Origin of the sequence: Zoogloea sp. LCSB751 (assembly GCF_002028455.1) — a bacterium.
Classification (GTDB): Bacteria; Pseudomonadota; Gammaproteobacteria; order Burkholderiales; family Rhodocyclaceae; genus Zoogloea.
The window spans coordinates 14,653-30,733 of the sequence record NZ_MWUM01000016.1; the positions used below are offsets into that span (position 1 = coordinate 14,653).

The following is a 16,081-nucleotide window of genomic DNA, read 5'->3' on the forward strand; positions in this document are numbered from 1 at the left end:
TAAAATTTCTCCATGACCAGATCCGAACTCATTGCTCGTTTGGCTGAGCGCTTTCCACAACTTGTCCTGAAAGATGCCGATAGCTGTGTTAGTGAAATTCTCACTGCGATTGCCGATAGTCTGAAGGCGGGAAATCGCGTTGAAATCCGTGGCTTCGGCTCGTTTTCCTTGAACTATCGGCCTGCTCGCACGGCGAGAAACCCCAAAACGGGCGAAAAGGTTGCCGTAGCAGGGAAGTTCGTTCCGCACTTCAAGGCAGGTAAGGAACTACGGGAATTGGTAGATCGCCGATGAACACCATGCAAAAGAGACTCCGAAGAGTCTCTTGAGCTTAGTGGGTTGTGCTTTCTTTCCAGAAGGCCAACTTCTTCTTCAATGGTGGTGCGGCACAGTCTTTGTCCAAAATATCGTCTGTCCAGCAGTGTTCGGATTCCTGGCTTGGAACCTTCCAGACTAATGGATCGTCGTAGAACTCGTCGGCGAAGGGATCGCACTCGTTGTATGCCTTGCTGATGCTCGGAGTGTTGGGCTCTGCTTGATCGGCTGGGGGCTGAACGACAGGCTCTTCCACCTTCACGGGCATGGTGAATGAAATCGGTTTGATATTGAGCGCTTCCAATACCTTTTTGTCCTTTTCTGGTAATGGCATGGATGGTTGTGTTACCAAGGTAAGCAAATCGGACTCTGGGGGAGTGGTCTGGTCTGTTTCGTTCGCGCCTGGTCGGGTCAGACTGAAGAAATCACTGACCTTGATATGCTGGGCAAAGCGCTTACGGGCTTCGGCAAGCTTCGGAAACTTGAAGTAGCGTCCAATCGCCTTGTTCTTCCATTCGGCATAGCTGTCTGGGAACTGAAAAATCTGCTGCACCTTGGCGTTGAAACTCTGCTGGTTGAAGCCCTTGATATTTCGGCCTGCCGTATTGTGGAAGGACTGGAAGTGTTCAAAGAGTTCGCGGCGGGGAATGTTGAGCTCCTGGTCTTCCATCTTCTCGGCTTGATAGCGTTTGTCTTCGGGGATCGGATCAATCGCCCCGGCCAGAATGTTGAAGATGAAGCTTTCCACAGGGTCAAGGTTCTGCGCCTTGATCAAGTTCTTGGCGTCCGTTTCAATGGAAATCGTGGGCTCGAAATGGGTGTAATCCACTTCGTTCTGGAAGAAATGCACCAAAGCGTTGGCGCCGCCGTTGTTGAGCCAGTCATAGTAGGTTTTGAAGTATGACTTGTAGCCGATCAACTTGTTGCTGCAGGTGAAGGCATTGTGGCGACGGTCACTGTCTTCGATACGGACTGGGTTGTCGTTATTGCTGGTGAAAATGTGGAATGAATAATTCTGGATTTCCACGGATGTGACGTTCTTGATTCGGCTCTTGCGTGTGATACCGGTGATCAAAGGCTTGATCAGCTCGTTGGTCTTCTTGTCGCCGGAGAAAATGGATTCTTCGTGCAGAAAATACTTGGTGTGGTGATACTCGTGGTTGAAGCCAGTCAAAAGCTCGTCCAGATTATCCACAACTGCCGTATGGCTGGGGCACATCGCACGTAGGGTCTCGGAAAGAGTGGTCTTGCCTGAACCCTGCTTACCCTGAAGGATGATCGTTGTATCGGTTCGGATATGGGGATACTTCACAGTGAAACCGATCAACTTGATGATATGGGCTTTCTGCTCTGCTGTGCCTTCAATCAGATTGTCAATGTGGTTCAGAAAAGGGGTTACATCCCCCTTGATGGGCTCCACAAACCCCGTCCAGAAATTGAACACGTTCGGATCGTCAAACTTTGGGTTAGGGTCAAATACCGTGCGCTTGTAGCTGGTACAGATGTCACTACGGGTTTCAAGCCAGTAGTCCGCAAACCAGACCTTCTCTGAGTAAGTGGTTTTTTGATACTGCTTGTCGATCTTGAAGTGTGACTTGATCTTTGACTTGCGGAACTCATTTTGTGAAAAATAGGAGTAAGTAAAGTCATTGACAAAGGTTTCACTACGGTCGTTGTTGGTAATTGAACGCCTTTGAAGGATGGGCGAGATGATCACAGACTTTCCACCCATATCTTCAATGAAGAAGTAATTAGAAAATTCGTTGCAGTATTGAAGCATAAGTTGCTTGTCTTTGATAGATGAACAAGCATTGTAAGTTTCGTCATTGTTTAGAATGCTTTGGTAATTGACATTTACCTTTCTTTTGATTAGAGTCATAAGGAACCTTTCTTGTTGTTTGTTTTTTTTATGGATGCGACTTTGGCGAGTCGCATTTTTTTCTTTTTACTTCATGGTGAATGTTTCGTTGTTTCTAAATTCTTCTGCTTTGCCTTGAAGAAAGTTGCGAGTCAGTGCTTGCCAGTTAACGCCAGCTTGTCGTAGCTCACGAATATCCTTCATTAGCTTGTCGTCAATGACGACATTGAAGAAGTTGTGTTTTTTGGATTCTTTGATCATTTGATGTCTCCTGTGGTTTATCTGTACATAACAATTTATTTCTGATTGTCAAGATTGAGAATGTTGTCAATGAAATCGTCGGATTTTCCCGGATTCCCCAGACACCCCAGGCTTTTTCAAAGTCGATACAGCAGGGTATAAAAGCTATATATATCCACTTTTTCTTGTTAACTTGAAAAAGGATGGGGTATCTGGGGAAAACCTTGCAAAGCCCCATGAATACTGGCTTTTGCCCTCCCCAAGCGCCTGGGGAAGCCCTGGGGAGCCTGGGGTAAAAATCACAGTTTTGGTCTTCAGGTGTAAATTTTTCATCGCATATTTCTCCTGTTTTGCCCAAGTTTCCAAATCGCCTGGGGTAATTTCCCCAGTATTTCCCCAAGTGCCTGGGGTAGTTATTTCTGTTCGTTCATGTGCTGTACAGTATTTAAGAAATCTGCGAGTGCGACATCTTGAACACTGTGCAGAAATTTCAATGCCACTTCATCGGTTTCATTCTGGATGGCTTTCGCAGTACGTAAGATGGTTGTGGTTAGAATGTGAAGCTTCTTGGATTGGGTCATTGTGTTTCCTTTCTTAATTAGTAATAGATTCTGTTTTTAAGCATCTCACGGCGATGCTTAGTTTTCTTGTGGTCTGGGTCGTCTAAAAATAAAACTGCCATCAACTGCCCAGACCAGGATGATTCGATTATTGCGAACCAATTTACATTGCTTATTTCGGTCTCTTCGATACTTAGAGCAATGTCAATCGCTTGATCAACTTCATCACAAAGCGCCTTACCAAAGACGGTATGATTCCATTGCGTGACTTCTTCTAGTTCTTCGGGAGAACATTCCTTGTAGAACTCGGCTATGGTTTTGCATTCAAACCCTTTAGATAGCTTTTCCCATACATCTGACTTGATCTGTGATGCATAAGCGTCGGCAACGAATTCACGTGGTTTGGTGCTGTAAAATAATTTGGCGTTTTCCATTGTTGTTTCCTTTCCCACTTGTTTAGTTGTTAATGCAATTGTAGTTTTCACGAATTTGACGTACATGCTCGTCGTATTGTTCTTTGTAGTCCCCCACAGACTGCACAAAGGTTTCAATATCTGAGCGAGACTTGAAGCTCTCTACAACGGCTGTCAATCGCTCTTCCATCTTGTCAATGTGCAAGTCAAGATCACCGTAGTAGCCCCACATAAGCGCCACTAGGTCAAGGAAGTGAAACCAAGGGCTTTCTGGGGTTTCACGCTCATGTAAAATGCACTCCTGATAGACCATAAAGCTGGTAAGGATTGAGCCCTTGATTTGGTTGTTGCTTAAATTGCTCATACCTTTGTTGAGTGCCTTGCCGAGTTGATTCTTGTTTTTCATCGTTTCTCCTTTTTTTGGTAATTTGTTTTTTGGTTTATACGGTTGCATACACAGTGGTAATAAGTGGATCATTCCTGGTAAAGTCTTTTCGTGCATCGGGGAAGAACTGGTTGGGAAGCAATGAAACCATCTGAATCTTTTCAGTGTTCATGATCTTCCAGCCATAACCATCAGTGCAGCTTGTTCCTCCTGTTTGAAATCCACGAACATACTCGTTGCCATTTGCTGCGGTGCCGACAATGTGTGGTTCAATGATTCGTGGTAATCCTTTGTAAACAACAACAAGCATTTGCTTGTTTTTGATTGCATCTATTATTGTTTTCATTTTGTTTCCTTTCGTTTGTTGTTAAAGTATGTCTATTACAAACCAAAGGGATAAAATGATCTCTTTGTGCAAAAACCAGTTCGGAATTTGACATGAGTGACCATAGTGTGTTAGGTGCTACGCTTGTTCAGTTGCAGCCTTCAACCCTGAGTAAGGAAAATAGAAGCGACGACAAGCCACAGACTTTCAAGAAGGCCCGTCGTGCTTCACCTACCAGTCAAAGCCGCTCATCTGCTCGGTTTTCTAAAAATTCCGATCTGGAGCGCCTGCGAGTCCAGACTTGGTTTTTCCATGTGGTTGAACGTGCCATTGGTAGCCAACTTGAGCATTTCCAGTGGGTCGAGTGGCAAAAAGCGGTGCTGGGGAATGTTTTGGATCAGGTGCCGCTTGCCCGTTCGCTCCAGGCTTGGCTAGATGAGCAAGGGGATTCGCTCTGCGATCTAGAAAAAGACTCAGCGAGTCAGATGGCTGCCAGACACTATGAAAAGGGTGAAAGCAGTCCAAGGGAGATCACCCTGGGCGTGTTCGACAAGTTACTGCCAGGCTCGCAAGCCGTGTATGACCTGGGCTTGAACGGTGAGCCGGTCTGGAAAATTCTTGATGGAGACTTGAATACCTGCCGGGACTACCTGGCAATAACCGTTCCCCTTGGCAGCGGCCTTGACGAAGGGATTGAGACGCAGGTTCAGGCAGTCATGGATGCACTGATCGCCCCAGCTTATCGTTTGAAGGTGGGCGAAATTCCTGATTTAGGCAAAGTTCAGATGTCCTTGCATCCAGTCTGGCTGACGCGTATCAATGAGCATTATCGTGATCTCAATGAACAGGATGAACCGGATACGGTGCTGGAAGTTCAGTCTATAGACGACCAGATTCTGGCTGCACTGGCCCTATGGCATATCTGTATGGCAAGCGGTTCAAGTCTGGTGCTGCGTCTTGAATGGCTGCTGGTGGGGCTGTGCTACGGCACCATCGCTGATGTCTTCAATGAAGGCATTCAGGCGTATGTGCTGAACATGTTGAAACGACGAGCATCAGAGATAGATGATGCCTTGAGAAAAAGAAAAGTGGCTTTCAGTCCATTTGAAGCACGTTGGAAATCCGTACATGGACCTGAGAGCAACTGATTGTTGCCTGTCTGCTAATTGCCCTTCGCTACAGTGATGATGTCCTGCATAGGCACCTTCTCATAGCAAGCATTCCAGTGACTGGCGAACACGTTGATGAGCATGATCAACGGCATGTCCAAGGTGAAAACTTCATTGACCCATAGCGGATCGTTCTCGTATTGGTAGCTCTCAACCGTGTAGGTCAGGGCGTATTTACCTTGGCTGTCGTCAATCACCCGATAGCCAAACTCCCGCATGTGGCAACCCAGTTCCTTGAGTTGTTTGGTGAAGCTCAGGATGTTGTCTATGGCTTGCTGCGTGTCTGCTCGTTCAAAGGCTTGCCCAAAGGCATCCAGAATTTGTTGGCTGTTGGAAAAATAGAATTCGCCTTGCTCAACCAAAGCACGGGCGATCTCTTGTCCAAGGGCAGTGTTCGGGCTGGCATAAATGCCTGATTGATCCAGTTTGCTCGGTCGTCCGTGCATATGGGTTACTCGCGTAAAAAAGCCCACCGAAGTGGGCTGGGGTGAAATCAATTTAGATCAAGCTTTGGCGGGAACTTTTTCTGGATGATTTTCCACGTATTTCTTCACTTTTGTGTCGAACCAATTCACCCAATCATTGATAAGTTTTTTGCCTTTATCTGAATCCAAAAACTCTGCATTTTGGGCATTTTTTTCTTGGAGCTTCATCAGCTTCTCTTTGGTACTGCCCGGTTTCATAAAGAAAGCTAGGTGGCTCTCATTGGGAGTCTGGGGGAGATTGCTATCTTGGCGAATCAGGGCAGAACGCAAACCACTAACCGATTCAAAGGTGAAAACGACAGAGCCTGTTTTCTGCTTTCTGGTTTTCCCGCTGTCGTCACTTTGGGTTGTGTCGACATCACCGGTTTGGTCAGGTTTTATGATACCAAAACGGGTTGCTGCTAATTTTAGGTCATTTTTTGTGTAAGCTTGATTTTCAATCAATGAGACCAATGAAACCTTTTCCGTTTGGATCAATGTGACAATATCTTTAACCTTCTTGATCTGATTGGCTTCCCATTCGGATTTTTCTGCGGTTAGTGAAACAAGCTTTTCTAATTCTTCTTTGCTCAAGCCATCGGAAACTCTTTTTCCTAGTTCCGCTAGTTCAGCCTGTTTTGGGAAAGTCATCTCTTTACCTTTCAAAGTTGTTGAAGCATTTGATTCAACGAAGCTCATCAGGTGTTTCGTTGATCTGTATGGATCATAGCATCAAGTGTGGCTGCGTCAATGCTCGCTAGACATTGCTCAAAGTCTTTGTAAGAAGACTGCTTTCATCTTTCACATATGTAGTTACGTCATGTTGTTCTTGTGTTCTTTGCCCTTTGTTTTGATGAAGATAGCCTTGTCAAGACTGTCTATGACAAGGGGTAGTGGCTTAGAATGCTAGGGTGCCGTTGCATCGGATGCTGACGAGCCCGGTTCCTGGGGGGCAGTGTCCCCTTGTTGAACATATAACTAGATAGTTCAGGGCCATGATCACATCCTTCCATGCCAAGTATTTTGCTCACGAGCTGACCAGACGGCATGCTCCCAATGATGTTGGTCGTCTGTCTCAGTCCTTGTTTGACGCCAGTGTCGACTTGAACCCCCATCAGATTGAAGCAGCTTTGTTCGCCTTGAAGTCGCCACTCTCCAAGGGAGTGCTACTGGCTGATGAAGTCGGTTTGGGTAAAACCATTGAAGCAGGGATCGTCCTTTGCCAGTATTGGTCTGAGCGGCGTCGCCGTCTGCTGGTCATTTGTCCAGCTTCGTTGCGCAAGCAATGGGCGCTTGAGCTGGAAGAAAAATTCAACTTGCCCGCCGTGGTGCTGGATGCCAAGACTTCCCGTGATTTTCTGAAACAAGGCAAGTCACCGCTGAATCAGAAGGCCATTGTCGTCTTGTCCTACAACTATGCTCACAAGATTCGGGATGAGCTCAAGGCGATCCAGTGGGATCTGGCGGTCATTGATGAAGCCCACAAATTACGCAATGCCTACCGTGAGAGCAACAAGATTGGTCAAGGTCTTCGGTGGGCTACGGAAGATTGTCGCAAGCTGCTGCTAACGGCAACACCATTGCAAAACTCCCTGCTTGAGCTGTACGGACTGGCCACGCTCATAGATGACCACATCTTTGGTGATGTGAATGCCTTCCGCAGTCAGTATGTATCGGCAGGGGGCGACTTGGACGGTTTGCGGGAACGGCTGTCGGGGTTTTGCCGGCGCACCCTTCGCAATCAGGTCACTGAATACATCCGCTACACAGAGCGAAAGGCAATCACTCGGCCCTTCAGCCCTACGGACGATGAGCACCGGCTGTATGAAGCAGTCGGTGAGTTTCTGACCCGTCCCAACAGCTACGCCATCCCGCATCGGCAACGGCACCTGACCGAACTGATTCTTCGCAAACTGCTGGCTTCTTCGTCATTGGCAGTTGCAGGCACCTTGGAAACCATGAAGGTCCGGCTGGAAGCGTTGCGGGATGAAAAAGTGCAGGATGACCCCGATTTCGCCGAGTCACTGATTACCGACGAAGACATTGAAGGCGATCTGCTGGACGAGATCCTGGAACTGGATGACCTTGAAGAAGACGGTGACACCCAGCCACAAGACATAGATCGCAAGCAGCTCAATGAAGAAATTCGCCTGCTAGGTGAGTTGGCTGCGCTGGCACGCAGTATCGGCACCGACACCAAAACCCGAAGCCTGTTGTCGGCCTTGGATATTGGTTTTCAGCAGATGGCGGTGACGGGGGCACAGAAGAAGGCACTGATCTTCACCGAATCCCGCAGGACACAGTTTTACCTGAAGGACTACCTTGAAGCGAACGGCTATGCCGGGCAAGTGGTTTTGTTCAGTGGCACGAACAACAGTCCTGAAGCTACCGCCATCTATGAGAAGTGGCTGATGGCCAACCAAGGCACGGGGCGGATTGCTGGCTCTCGTGACATTGATATTCGGACGGCCCTGATTGAGCATTTCAGGGACAAGGGCACCATCTTGATCGCCACCGAAGCGGCGGCGGAAGGGGTGAATATCCAGTTCTGTTCCTTGGTCATCAACTATGACTTGCCTTGGAATCCCCAGCGGGTTGAACAGCGGATTGGCCGATGCCACCGCTATGGCCAAAAGCATGATGTGGTCGTTATCAACTTTCTGAACGAGCGCAACCAGGCAGATCGCCGTGTGCTGGAACTGCTGACCGAAAAATTCAACCTGTTCAACGGGGTGTTCGGGGCTTCCGATGAAGTGCTGGGTAGCATTGAATCAGGGGTGGATTTTGAGAAGCGCATCCTGACCATCTACCAGGAATGCCGAACCCCAGAAGAAATCGAGACTGCCTTCAAAACCCTGCAAGCTGAAATGGACGAGCGCATCCAAGCAAGGATGAGCGATACCCGAAAGATGCTGCTTGAGAATTTTGACGAAGATGTCCATGAGCGGTTGCGGGTTCAGTTGTCCGACACCAAGGCCCAGCTAGATAAATTCAGCAAACGCTTTTGGTCAGTCACTCAGTTCATGCTCCGTGACCAAGCACGGTTTGATGACGAAAACCTTGCTTTTGATATTGCAAAGCCACCTGCGCAAAGCATCCCTGCGGGTCGCTATCACCTGATTTCCAAGTCAGGGCCCAAGTCCATAGAGAAGGATGATCCCGACTACGGCACTTACCTGTACCGACTGTCGCATCCGCTGGGCGAGTATGTGATTGATCAGGCCAAAGCATTGGACACCCCCGTTGCCAAGGTGGTTTTCAATGTCAGCCAGCACCCAACCCGCCTGCACCTGGTGGAGTCTCTGCGGGGCAAGCGGGGCTACCTGACCCTGACAGCCTTGGCGATAGACAGCTACGAGCGGGAAGAATATTTGTTGTTCTCCGCCTTGGATGCCGATGGCTCACCCCTTGAGCAAGAAACCTGCGAAAAGTTGTTCAACTGCATGGCTGACAGCGCCGTTCCGACGACAATCCCTGACTCGGTGGTGACGAGACTCGCGGCAGAGTCACAGCGCCATGCCAAAGCCACCGTCAGTCAGTCGCTGGAAGCGAACAACAAGCACTTCAATGAAGCCCGTGAGAAGCTGGAAAAATGGGCTGATGACTTGGTTCTGGCGGCTGAAAAAGCCCTGCGAGACACCAAAGAGCAGATCAAGATTGCACAGCGGCAGGCTAGGCTGGCTACAAACCTGGACGAACAGCACGAGATACAGCAACGTATCCAAAAGCTGGAAAAGCAGCAGCGCCGACAGCGACAGGAAATCTTTCAGGTGGAAGACGACATCATTGAAAAGCGGGATGCCCTGATTGAGTCGCTGGAAAAACGTCTGACCCAAAAAACCGAATCCAAGACCCTGTTCTCCCTAGAGTGGGCAGTGGTCTAAAAATGATTGAACGAGTGAGAACATGAGCAAATACGACGACCTGGTTCGCAAGCTAAAAGAGATTTTTCAAATTGACCGTCCTGAGCTGGACTTTGGTGTCTATCGGATTCTCAATGCCCGTGTGGGTGAGATCAATGACTACCTTGAGAACGGACTGAAAGCAAAAGTCGTTGAAAGCCTTGCTGCCTCTGGTGCTGGCAACCTAGAAGCCTTGCAAAAAGAGCTGAAGGACAAGGAAGCCCAGTATCGGGCTGACGGCATGGACCCTGACAATGTGCCGAAGGTGAAGGAATTGCGGCAGAAGATTGCTGACCTTGGTTCAGGTGGGGCAGAACATGAGAATGCCGTTTTCACCCATTTGCTGACCTTCTTTTCCCGCTACTACGACAAGGGCGACTTCATCAGCCAGCGGCGCTACAAGGGCGATACCTATGCCATTCCCTATGCCGGGGAAGAAGTGGTGTTGCACTGGGCGAACAAAGATCAGTATTACACCAAGAGCGGTGAGAACTTCTCCAACTATGGCTTCAAGCTGGATGATGGTCGTACCGTCAAGTTCCGCTTGGTGGCGGCAGATACCGCCAAAGACAACCGCAAGGACAATGACAAGGAACGCCTTTTTGTCCTGATTGACCGGCACACCAGAACCCTTCTGGATGAGAACGGCGATGAGTATGAGCAAGAGTATTTGCCGATTGAAGAAGTCGGCAACGAGCTGGTGATTCGCTTTGATTACAAGGCCATGCCCAAGGGCAGTAAGCAGGATGTTCTGGTGTCCAAGGCTGTGGATGCCATTCTTGCCGATCCTGCCGTTCAAGCGCGTTGGCTGGATCTCAGCCGAAGGGAACCGACAGAGAAAAACCCGCAACGGACATTGTTGGAAAAGTGTCTGACCAGCTACACCACGAAGAATTCAGCCGACTACTTCATTCATAAAGACTTGGGTGGCTTCCTTCGTCGCGAACTGGACTTCTACATCAAGAATGAAGTCATGCATCTTGATGATGTGCAGTCGGCAGAGAAGTTTTCTGACATTGAGAAATCACTTCGCCTGATCCAGACCCTTCGTGCCATTGCGTTAGACCTGATCACCTTTCTTGCACAACTGGAAGACTTCCAGAAGAAACTTTGGTTGAAGAAGAAGTTTGTGGTTAGCACGAATTACTGCATTACTCTTGATCGCATTCCAGAGAGTCTTTATCCAGATGTTGTGGCTAACAAGAAGCAGTGGGAGCAGTGGTCGCTATTGGGAATGCTTGATTCTGAAAAGAAAGATCTTCTGAGTGATTCCAGTGTTGGTTCTGTTGATTACCTTAAATCGCATCAATTCCTGATGGTGGATACGTCGGTATTTGATGGTGAATTCAAAAAGTCTTTGTTAAGCGAAATACAAGATTTGGATTGTGAGCTAGATGGACTTTTGATGCATAGTGATAACTTTCAGGCATTAAATGTTCTGCAAGATAAATATCGTAATGGCATTAAAGGTGTGTATATAGATCCGCCATACAATACCGATGCTTCGCCAATTGTTTATAAGAATGGTTACCAACATTCATCTTGGGCTAGTCTTTTTGGTGATCGAATGTCTATGGCGATGCCACTTCTTGAGGATGGTAGTCTTGTTTGTGTCGCCATTGATGACTTTGAATATCACCATCAGTTTTCAATAATGAGTGGAAACTTAGGTTTCAATCATAGTGGCACTGCTGTTGTTAGAAGTAAGCCTCAAGGGCGTCCGACACTCTCTGGATTCTCTGCTAATCATGAGTATGCTGTCTTTTGGTCGCGTGCAGAAAAGCCCGTGCTTGGTCGACTTTCAAGAAAGGGGTCAAAGGCTGATCGTTATCCGTACTCAGATGAAAAGGGTATTTATTCCTGGTCAAATTTTCGAAAATCTGGAACAGACTCAAATAGAGAAGACAGGAAGAAGTCTTTTTATCCGGTTTTTGTAAAAGGAGATGAAGTTCGTGTTCCTGAAATGTCTCTTAACCTAGAGACTGAAGGATGGGATGTTTTGTAACAACCCGTTCTTGGTGAAGTTGCAGTTTGGCCTATCGATCAAGATGGAAACGAGAAAGTCTGGACGTGTTCTGCAAAAAGACTTCGTGGGGAACTTCATGATTTGAAGGTTATACGTGACAACGATGGAAGCATTGAGCTTCAAAAGAAATACAGACCTAATCAAGATGGTGCTCTGCCGGGAACATGGTGGGATGGTTCAGAGTATTCAGCCAGTGAAAGTGGAACTAAAGTTTTGAAAGATTTGTTCAAAGCTAAAGACTTTGATTTTCCAAAAAGCATTAATCTTGTAGTAGATAATTTGCGGGTCTTGAATATACAAAATTCAGAAGTGGTTCTGGATTATTTCGGCGGTTCTGCGACGACGGCTCATGCCGTCCTTAGTCTCAATCGCGAAGATGGTGGCCATAGAAAATATATTGTTGTTGAGCAAGGCGAATATTTTGACACTGTAACAAAACCTCGTATTCAAAAGATTGTTTATTCTTCTGACTGGAAGGATGGGAAGGCTACGGCAATAAATTCTGGGATTTCTCATTTTTTCAAATTCATCAAACTTGAAAGCTATGAAGATACGCTGAACAATCTTCATTTGACTCGTTCTAAATCCCAGCAAAGTCTTCTTGACTCCATGCCGTCAGAGGCGAAGGAAGACTACCTTTTGCGTTACATGCTGGATATTGAAAGTCGTGGCTCTTTGCTATCAGTGGATAAATTCAAGAAGCCCTTTGACTGCAAGCTGAAGGTAACGGTGGATTCTGCGGGGGCCTATGAAGAGCGAACCATTGACCTGGTGGAAACCTTCAACTACTTGATTGGTCTGCGGGTCAAGCATGTAGATATGCAAATTGACCGGGGGTTTGTCGCCGTTACTGGTGTGCTTCCGTCTGGTGAAAAAGCTCTGGTGCTGTGGCGGGATGTTGAAAAGCTCTCGTATGACGAGCTGAACCGCTTGTGCGACAAGCTGGCAATCAACCCTGCTGACAGTGAATTTGATGTCGTCTACATCAATGGTGATCACAACATTCCGGCAGTCTTCACCAGCACAGAAGCCGAAGGGGGTATCACCAAAACCCTGAAGATTCGCCAGATTGAACCTGAGTTCATGTCCCGCATGTTCAACACGGAAGCTTGACCATGGCCAGCTTTCACAAACAGCTTGTTCTTAACCAGTGGTTGTTGGGCTTCTTCAAGGGTGGCAGTCTTGCCGGTCTGAAAATTCGTCTGGGTGAAGATCGGCATGAAGGCATAGATGATGACGGGCAAACCGGCTTCTTTCATGAGCTGACCCAGAACCTGTTTGAAGTGGATCGGTTCAGTGATCAAGAGTTTCGTCGCTATGACCTGAACATTGTCCAGCACTGGAACGCCATCACCGAACGGCGCAACAAGCTTGAGGGCACTGTTCTCAACATGAAGTATTTCCAGTATCTGTCTCTGCTCTTCACAGAGATTTATCTGGACTGGTATTTCAACAAGCCCCAAGCCTTGCTGGATGGCCTGAACGAGCAACTGAAAGCCTACAACAAGCAAGCCGATGCGGATAACCGCTTTCAGCCGTTCAATGCTGACGAGCTGAACAAGCTGGCCTTCTGGAATGCCACGGGCAGCGGCAAGACCCTGCTGCTGCATGTGAATATTCGCCAGTACCTGCACTACTTCCAGAACGGCAAGGATACCTACCCAGACAAAATCATTCTGCTCACGCCGAATGAAGGCTTGTCTCGCCAGCACTTGGCTGAACTGAACTTGTCGGGTTTTGGCTTCAGCCGCATGTTTGACAAGAATCGCAGTGGTGTCTTCAAGGGCACGATTGAGATTATTGACATCAACAAGCTGGGCGACGAAATGGGCGACAAGACCGTTGCCGTTGAAGCCTTTGAAGGCAAAAACCTGGTGCTGGTGGATGAAGGCCACCGTGGCACGGGCACGGCAGCAGGGGCCTGGATGTCTCGCCGTGAAACGCTGGTTCGTGGTGGTTTTGCCTTTGAGTATTCCGCCACCTTCGGTCAGGCTGTCGCCAAGGGTTTTACGGTTCAGAAGGCCGAAGCCGAGTTGATGAAAAAGAAGGCGAAAGTTCTCTTTGAAACCACGAACCTGAAGAAGCTGGATGAGTCGCAGAAGCAGTCTTTGACCCTGACCACGGAAGAAAAACGGCGGGCTCGCACCTTGGCAACTCGTGAGGTGTACGCCAAGGGCATTCTGTTTGACTATTCCTACAAGTTTTTCTACGAAGATGGCTATGGCAAGGAATCGCTCATCCTTAACCTGAAGGATGAAGACTTCAGCCAAGAAGACATTGCCCGTCAATACTTCACGGCCTGCCTGTTGAGCTTCTACCAGCAGCAATACCTGTGGGGTGCGAACCGCGACAAGCTGACCGATTTCAACATTGAAAAGCCCTTGTGGGTGTTCGTCGGCAATACGGTGTCGGGTGAAGATTCGGACATCCTGAATGTGTTGCGTTTCTTTGCGGGGTTCCTGAACGATGAAGCCAAAACCAAGCTGTGGCTGAAGGATTTGCTGGCTAACACGGCACGCTTGCTGGACGGTAAGGGTCGCAATATTTTCCATGACCGTTTCACCCCGTTGATGGCGTTTAGTGCGGATGATGTGTACAACGGCATCCTGAAGCTCTTGTTCAATGCTGATGCCAAGCAACGGCTGAAGGTGGTCAATCTCAAAAACAGCAAGAGCGAACTGGTGCTTCGGGTGGGTGAGTCGGAGCCGTTCGGCTTGATCAACATCGGTGACGATGCTGGCTTTTTCAAGGAAGCCGAAAAGCCAGAAAACCTGGCGTTGTTTGACACGGAAGCGGATGACTTCGGCGGGTCGGTGTTCGGCACACTGAACAACAAGGACAGTGAGTTGCATGTGCTGATTGGCTCCCGCAAATTCACTGAAGGCTGGAGCAGTTGGCGGGTTTCCACCATGGGCCTGCTGAACATGGGGAAGGGCGAAGGCTCACAGATCATCCAGTTGTTCGGTCGTGGTGTTCGTCTGAAAGGGCGGGATTACTCTCTCAAGCGCAGCACACCAGCCCAACGGCCTAAAGGGGCCCACCTTGAACGCTTGGAAACCTTAAATATTTTTGGTGTGAATGCAGGCTACATGGCCGCCTTCAAGGAATACCTGAAAGAAGAAGGGATCACCCCGACCGATGAAATCATTGAACTGGATTTTGAGACTCGGCCCAATCTGCCGAAGAGCAAGCTCAAAACCCTGTCGCTGAAGGACGGCTACAAGGACAACCAGATCAAGGGATTCAAGCGCACCGTTTATCCGTGGCTCTACGAAGTGCCTGCTGAGTTTGCGGGCAAGATCAAGGAAGCCCACATTACCTTGGACTTGTATCCCAAGCTGGAAGCACTGGCCAGTCAGGACAAGGGCGGGGCCGGCCCTGAAGGCAATATTCGGCACATGGGCAAGATTGCCAGTGAAACCATGGCACTGTTTGACTTTGATCGCATCTACCTTGCGGTGCAAGAGTTCAAGCAACTGCGAAGCTGGAGCAACCTGCGACTAGACCGGGCTCGCCTGATGGATTTTTGCCTGAACCATCATGACTGGTACACGTTGTTCATCCCGAAATCTGAACTGAGCATTCGTGGCTTTGCCGATATTCTCAAACAGGAAGAAATTCTGATCCGTCTGCTTCAGGACTACACCGACAGGTTCTACAAGTCTTTGAAGTCCGCGTATGAAGGGCAGTTCTACGACATCGTGACCGTCAAGGAGGACGACGATACGCTGCTCAAGGTTTATCAGTTTGAGATTGAAGACACCGAAGACGGTGAAGCCTACGAGAAGAAACTGAAGCAGCTCCAAGCGTTGGTGCGGGATGGCAAGCTGGGCGAAGCGAGTCAGTGGAATGCGGGTCAGATGGTGGCGATCTGTTTTGACAGCCATCTGTATTACCCCCTGTTCGCCATTGAAGGCGCGGTTCCGCTAAAAATGCGTCCCCTTGCTTTTGATGCACCCAGCGAAATCCAGTTTGTGCGGGACCTGGAAGCTTTTTACCAGTCGCCCTTGGGGCAACAGATCATTGGTAAGCGCAGTCTTTATTTGCTGCGCAATGCCGATACCAAAGCCAAAGGGCTGGGCTTTGCCTTGGCGGGAAATTTCTATCCCGACTACCTGCTATGGCTGGTAGATGAAGAAACGGGCCAGCAGTGCCTGAACTTCATTGATCCGAAGGGTATTCGGCAGATGAACCTGACCGATCCCAAGTTGGGTCTATATAAGGAAGTCAAAGTTCTTCAGGACAAGCTGGGCGATCCCAAGCTGACACTCAACGCCTTCATTCTGTCTGGGACAGCCTTTGGTGACTTGCTGAATGTGACCTGCAAGCAACAGGAACTGGAAGAACGGAATGTGCTCTTCATGGACGAAGGTGGGCCGGCTTACCTGAAGAAAATGTTTGAACGGACAGGGGTGCTGTGATCT

General features: G+C 48.5%; 14 protein-coding genes. 6 read left to right on the forward strand and 8 right to left on the reverse strand.

Going from position 1 to position 16,081, the window contains the following annotated elements; translation table 11 throughout:
• The first annotated feature begins 12 nt into the window (after positions 1–12).
• Positions 13–294 carry an integration host factor subunit beta gene (locus tag B4920_RS16930; protein ID WP_017515951.1) on the forward strand — a complete coding sequence of 94 codons (282 nt, stop codon included), beginning with the start codon at positions 13–15 and terminating at the stop codon, positions 292–294.
• A 37-nt stretch (positions 295–331) separates the two neighbouring features.
• Here B4920_RS16930 and B4920_RS16935 read toward each other — a convergent pair whose 3' ends face one another.
• From B4920_RS16935 to B4920_RS28890, 6 genes are all read right to left on the reverse strand, one after another.
• Positions 332–2,194, reverse strand: a complete 1,863-nt coding sequence (locus B4920_RS16935) for a primase-helicase family protein (RefSeq protein WP_139379541.1) — start codon at positions 2,192–2,194, stop codon at positions 332–334.
• 66 nt (positions 2,195–2,260) lie between these two features.
• Complete coding sequence (locus B4920_RS29520) at positions 2,261–2,434, reverse strand: hypothetical protein (RefSeq protein ID WP_156149791.1); 174 nt, start codon at positions 2,432–2,434, stop codon at positions 2,261–2,263.
• 392 nt (positions 2,435–2,826) lie between these two features.
• Positions 2,827–2,994 (reverse strand): hypothetical protein, encoded by a 168-nt coding sequence (locus B4920_RS29525; RefSeq protein ID WP_017514386.1) that lies wholly within the window; start codon positions 2,992–2,994, stop codon positions 2,827–2,829.
• Positions 2,995–3,011: 17 nt separating this feature from the next.
• Positions 3,012–3,407, reverse strand: coding sequence for a hypothetical protein (locus tag B4920_RS16940; RefSeq protein ID WP_079435806.1), 396 nt, complete (start codon positions 3,405–3,407; stop codon positions 3,012–3,014).
• A 22-nt stretch (positions 3,408–3,429) separates the two neighbouring features.
• A complete protein-coding gene (locus B4920_RS16945; RefSeq protein WP_017514384.1) occupies positions 3,430–3,792 on the reverse strand; it encodes a hypothetical protein in 363 nt (120 codons plus the stop codon).
• A 34-nt stretch (positions 3,793–3,826) separates the two neighbouring features.
• On the reverse strand, positions 3,827–4,117 hold the full coding sequence (locus B4920_RS28890; RefSeq protein WP_128646646.1) for a hypothetical protein: 291 nt from the start codon (positions 4,115–4,117) through the stop codon (positions 3,827–3,829).
• A 92-nt stretch (positions 4,118–4,209) separates the two neighbouring features.
• Between B4920_RS28890 and B4920_RS16950 the strand changes: the two genes are divergently transcribed.
• Positions 4,210–5,244 (forward strand): hypothetical protein, encoded by a 1,035-nt coding sequence (locus B4920_RS16950; protein ID WP_128646644.1) that lies wholly within the window; start codon positions 4,210–4,212, stop codon positions 5,242–5,244.
• Positions 5,245–5,258: 14 nt separating this feature from the next.
• Here the strand turns inward: B4920_RS16950 and B4920_RS16955 are convergent, their stop codons facing one another.
• Both B4920_RS16955 and B4920_RS28895 read right to left on the reverse strand, forming a co-directional pair.
• Complete coding sequence (locus tag B4920_RS16955) at positions 5,259–5,711, reverse strand: hypothetical protein (RefSeq protein WP_017514382.1); 453 nt, start codon at positions 5,709–5,711, stop codon at positions 5,259–5,261.
• Between the two features lie 57 nt (positions 5,712–5,768).
• The gene (locus B4920_RS28895; protein ID WP_139379542.1) at positions 5,769–6,428 is read right to left on the reverse strand and encodes a hypothetical protein; all 660 of its coding nucleotides are present in this window, start codon (positions 6,426–6,428) and stop codon (positions 5,769–5,771) included.
• Positions 6,429–6,724: 296 nt separating this feature from the next.
• On the opposite strand from B4920_RS28895, the gene B4920_RS16960 reads away from it, so the two are divergent.
• The 4 genes from B4920_RS16960 to B4920_RS16970 all read left to right on the forward strand — a co-directional run bounded on the left by B4920_RS16960 (position 6,725) and on the right by B4920_RS16970 (position 16,078).
• On the forward strand, positions 6,725–9,613 hold the full coding sequence (locus tag B4920_RS16960) for an SNF2-related protein (RefSeq protein ID WP_024569568.1): 2,889 nt from the start codon (positions 6,725–6,727) through the stop codon (positions 9,611–9,613).
• Positions 9,614–9,635: 22 nt separating this feature from the next.
• Positions 9,636–11,636 carry a DNA methyltransferase gene (locus tag B4920_RS29955; RefSeq protein ID WP_216819915.1) on the forward strand — a complete coding sequence of 667 codons (2,001 nt, stop codon included), beginning with the start codon at positions 9,636–9,638 and terminating at the stop codon, positions 11,634–11,636.
• A gap of 102 nt (positions 11,637–11,738) precedes the next feature.
• Positions 11,739–12,770 (forward strand): DNA methyltransferase, encoded by a 1,032-nt coding sequence (locus B4920_RS29960; RefSeq protein WP_216819917.1) that lies wholly within the window; start codon positions 11,739–11,741, stop codon positions 12,768–12,770.
• A 2-nt stretch (positions 12,771–12,772) separates the two neighbouring features.
• Complete coding sequence (locus B4920_RS16970) at positions 12,773–16,078, forward strand: DEAD/DEAH box helicase family protein (protein WP_079435808.1); 3,306 nt, start codon at positions 12,773–12,775, stop codon at positions 16,076–16,078.
• Positions 16,079–16,081 lie beyond the last annotated feature (3 nt).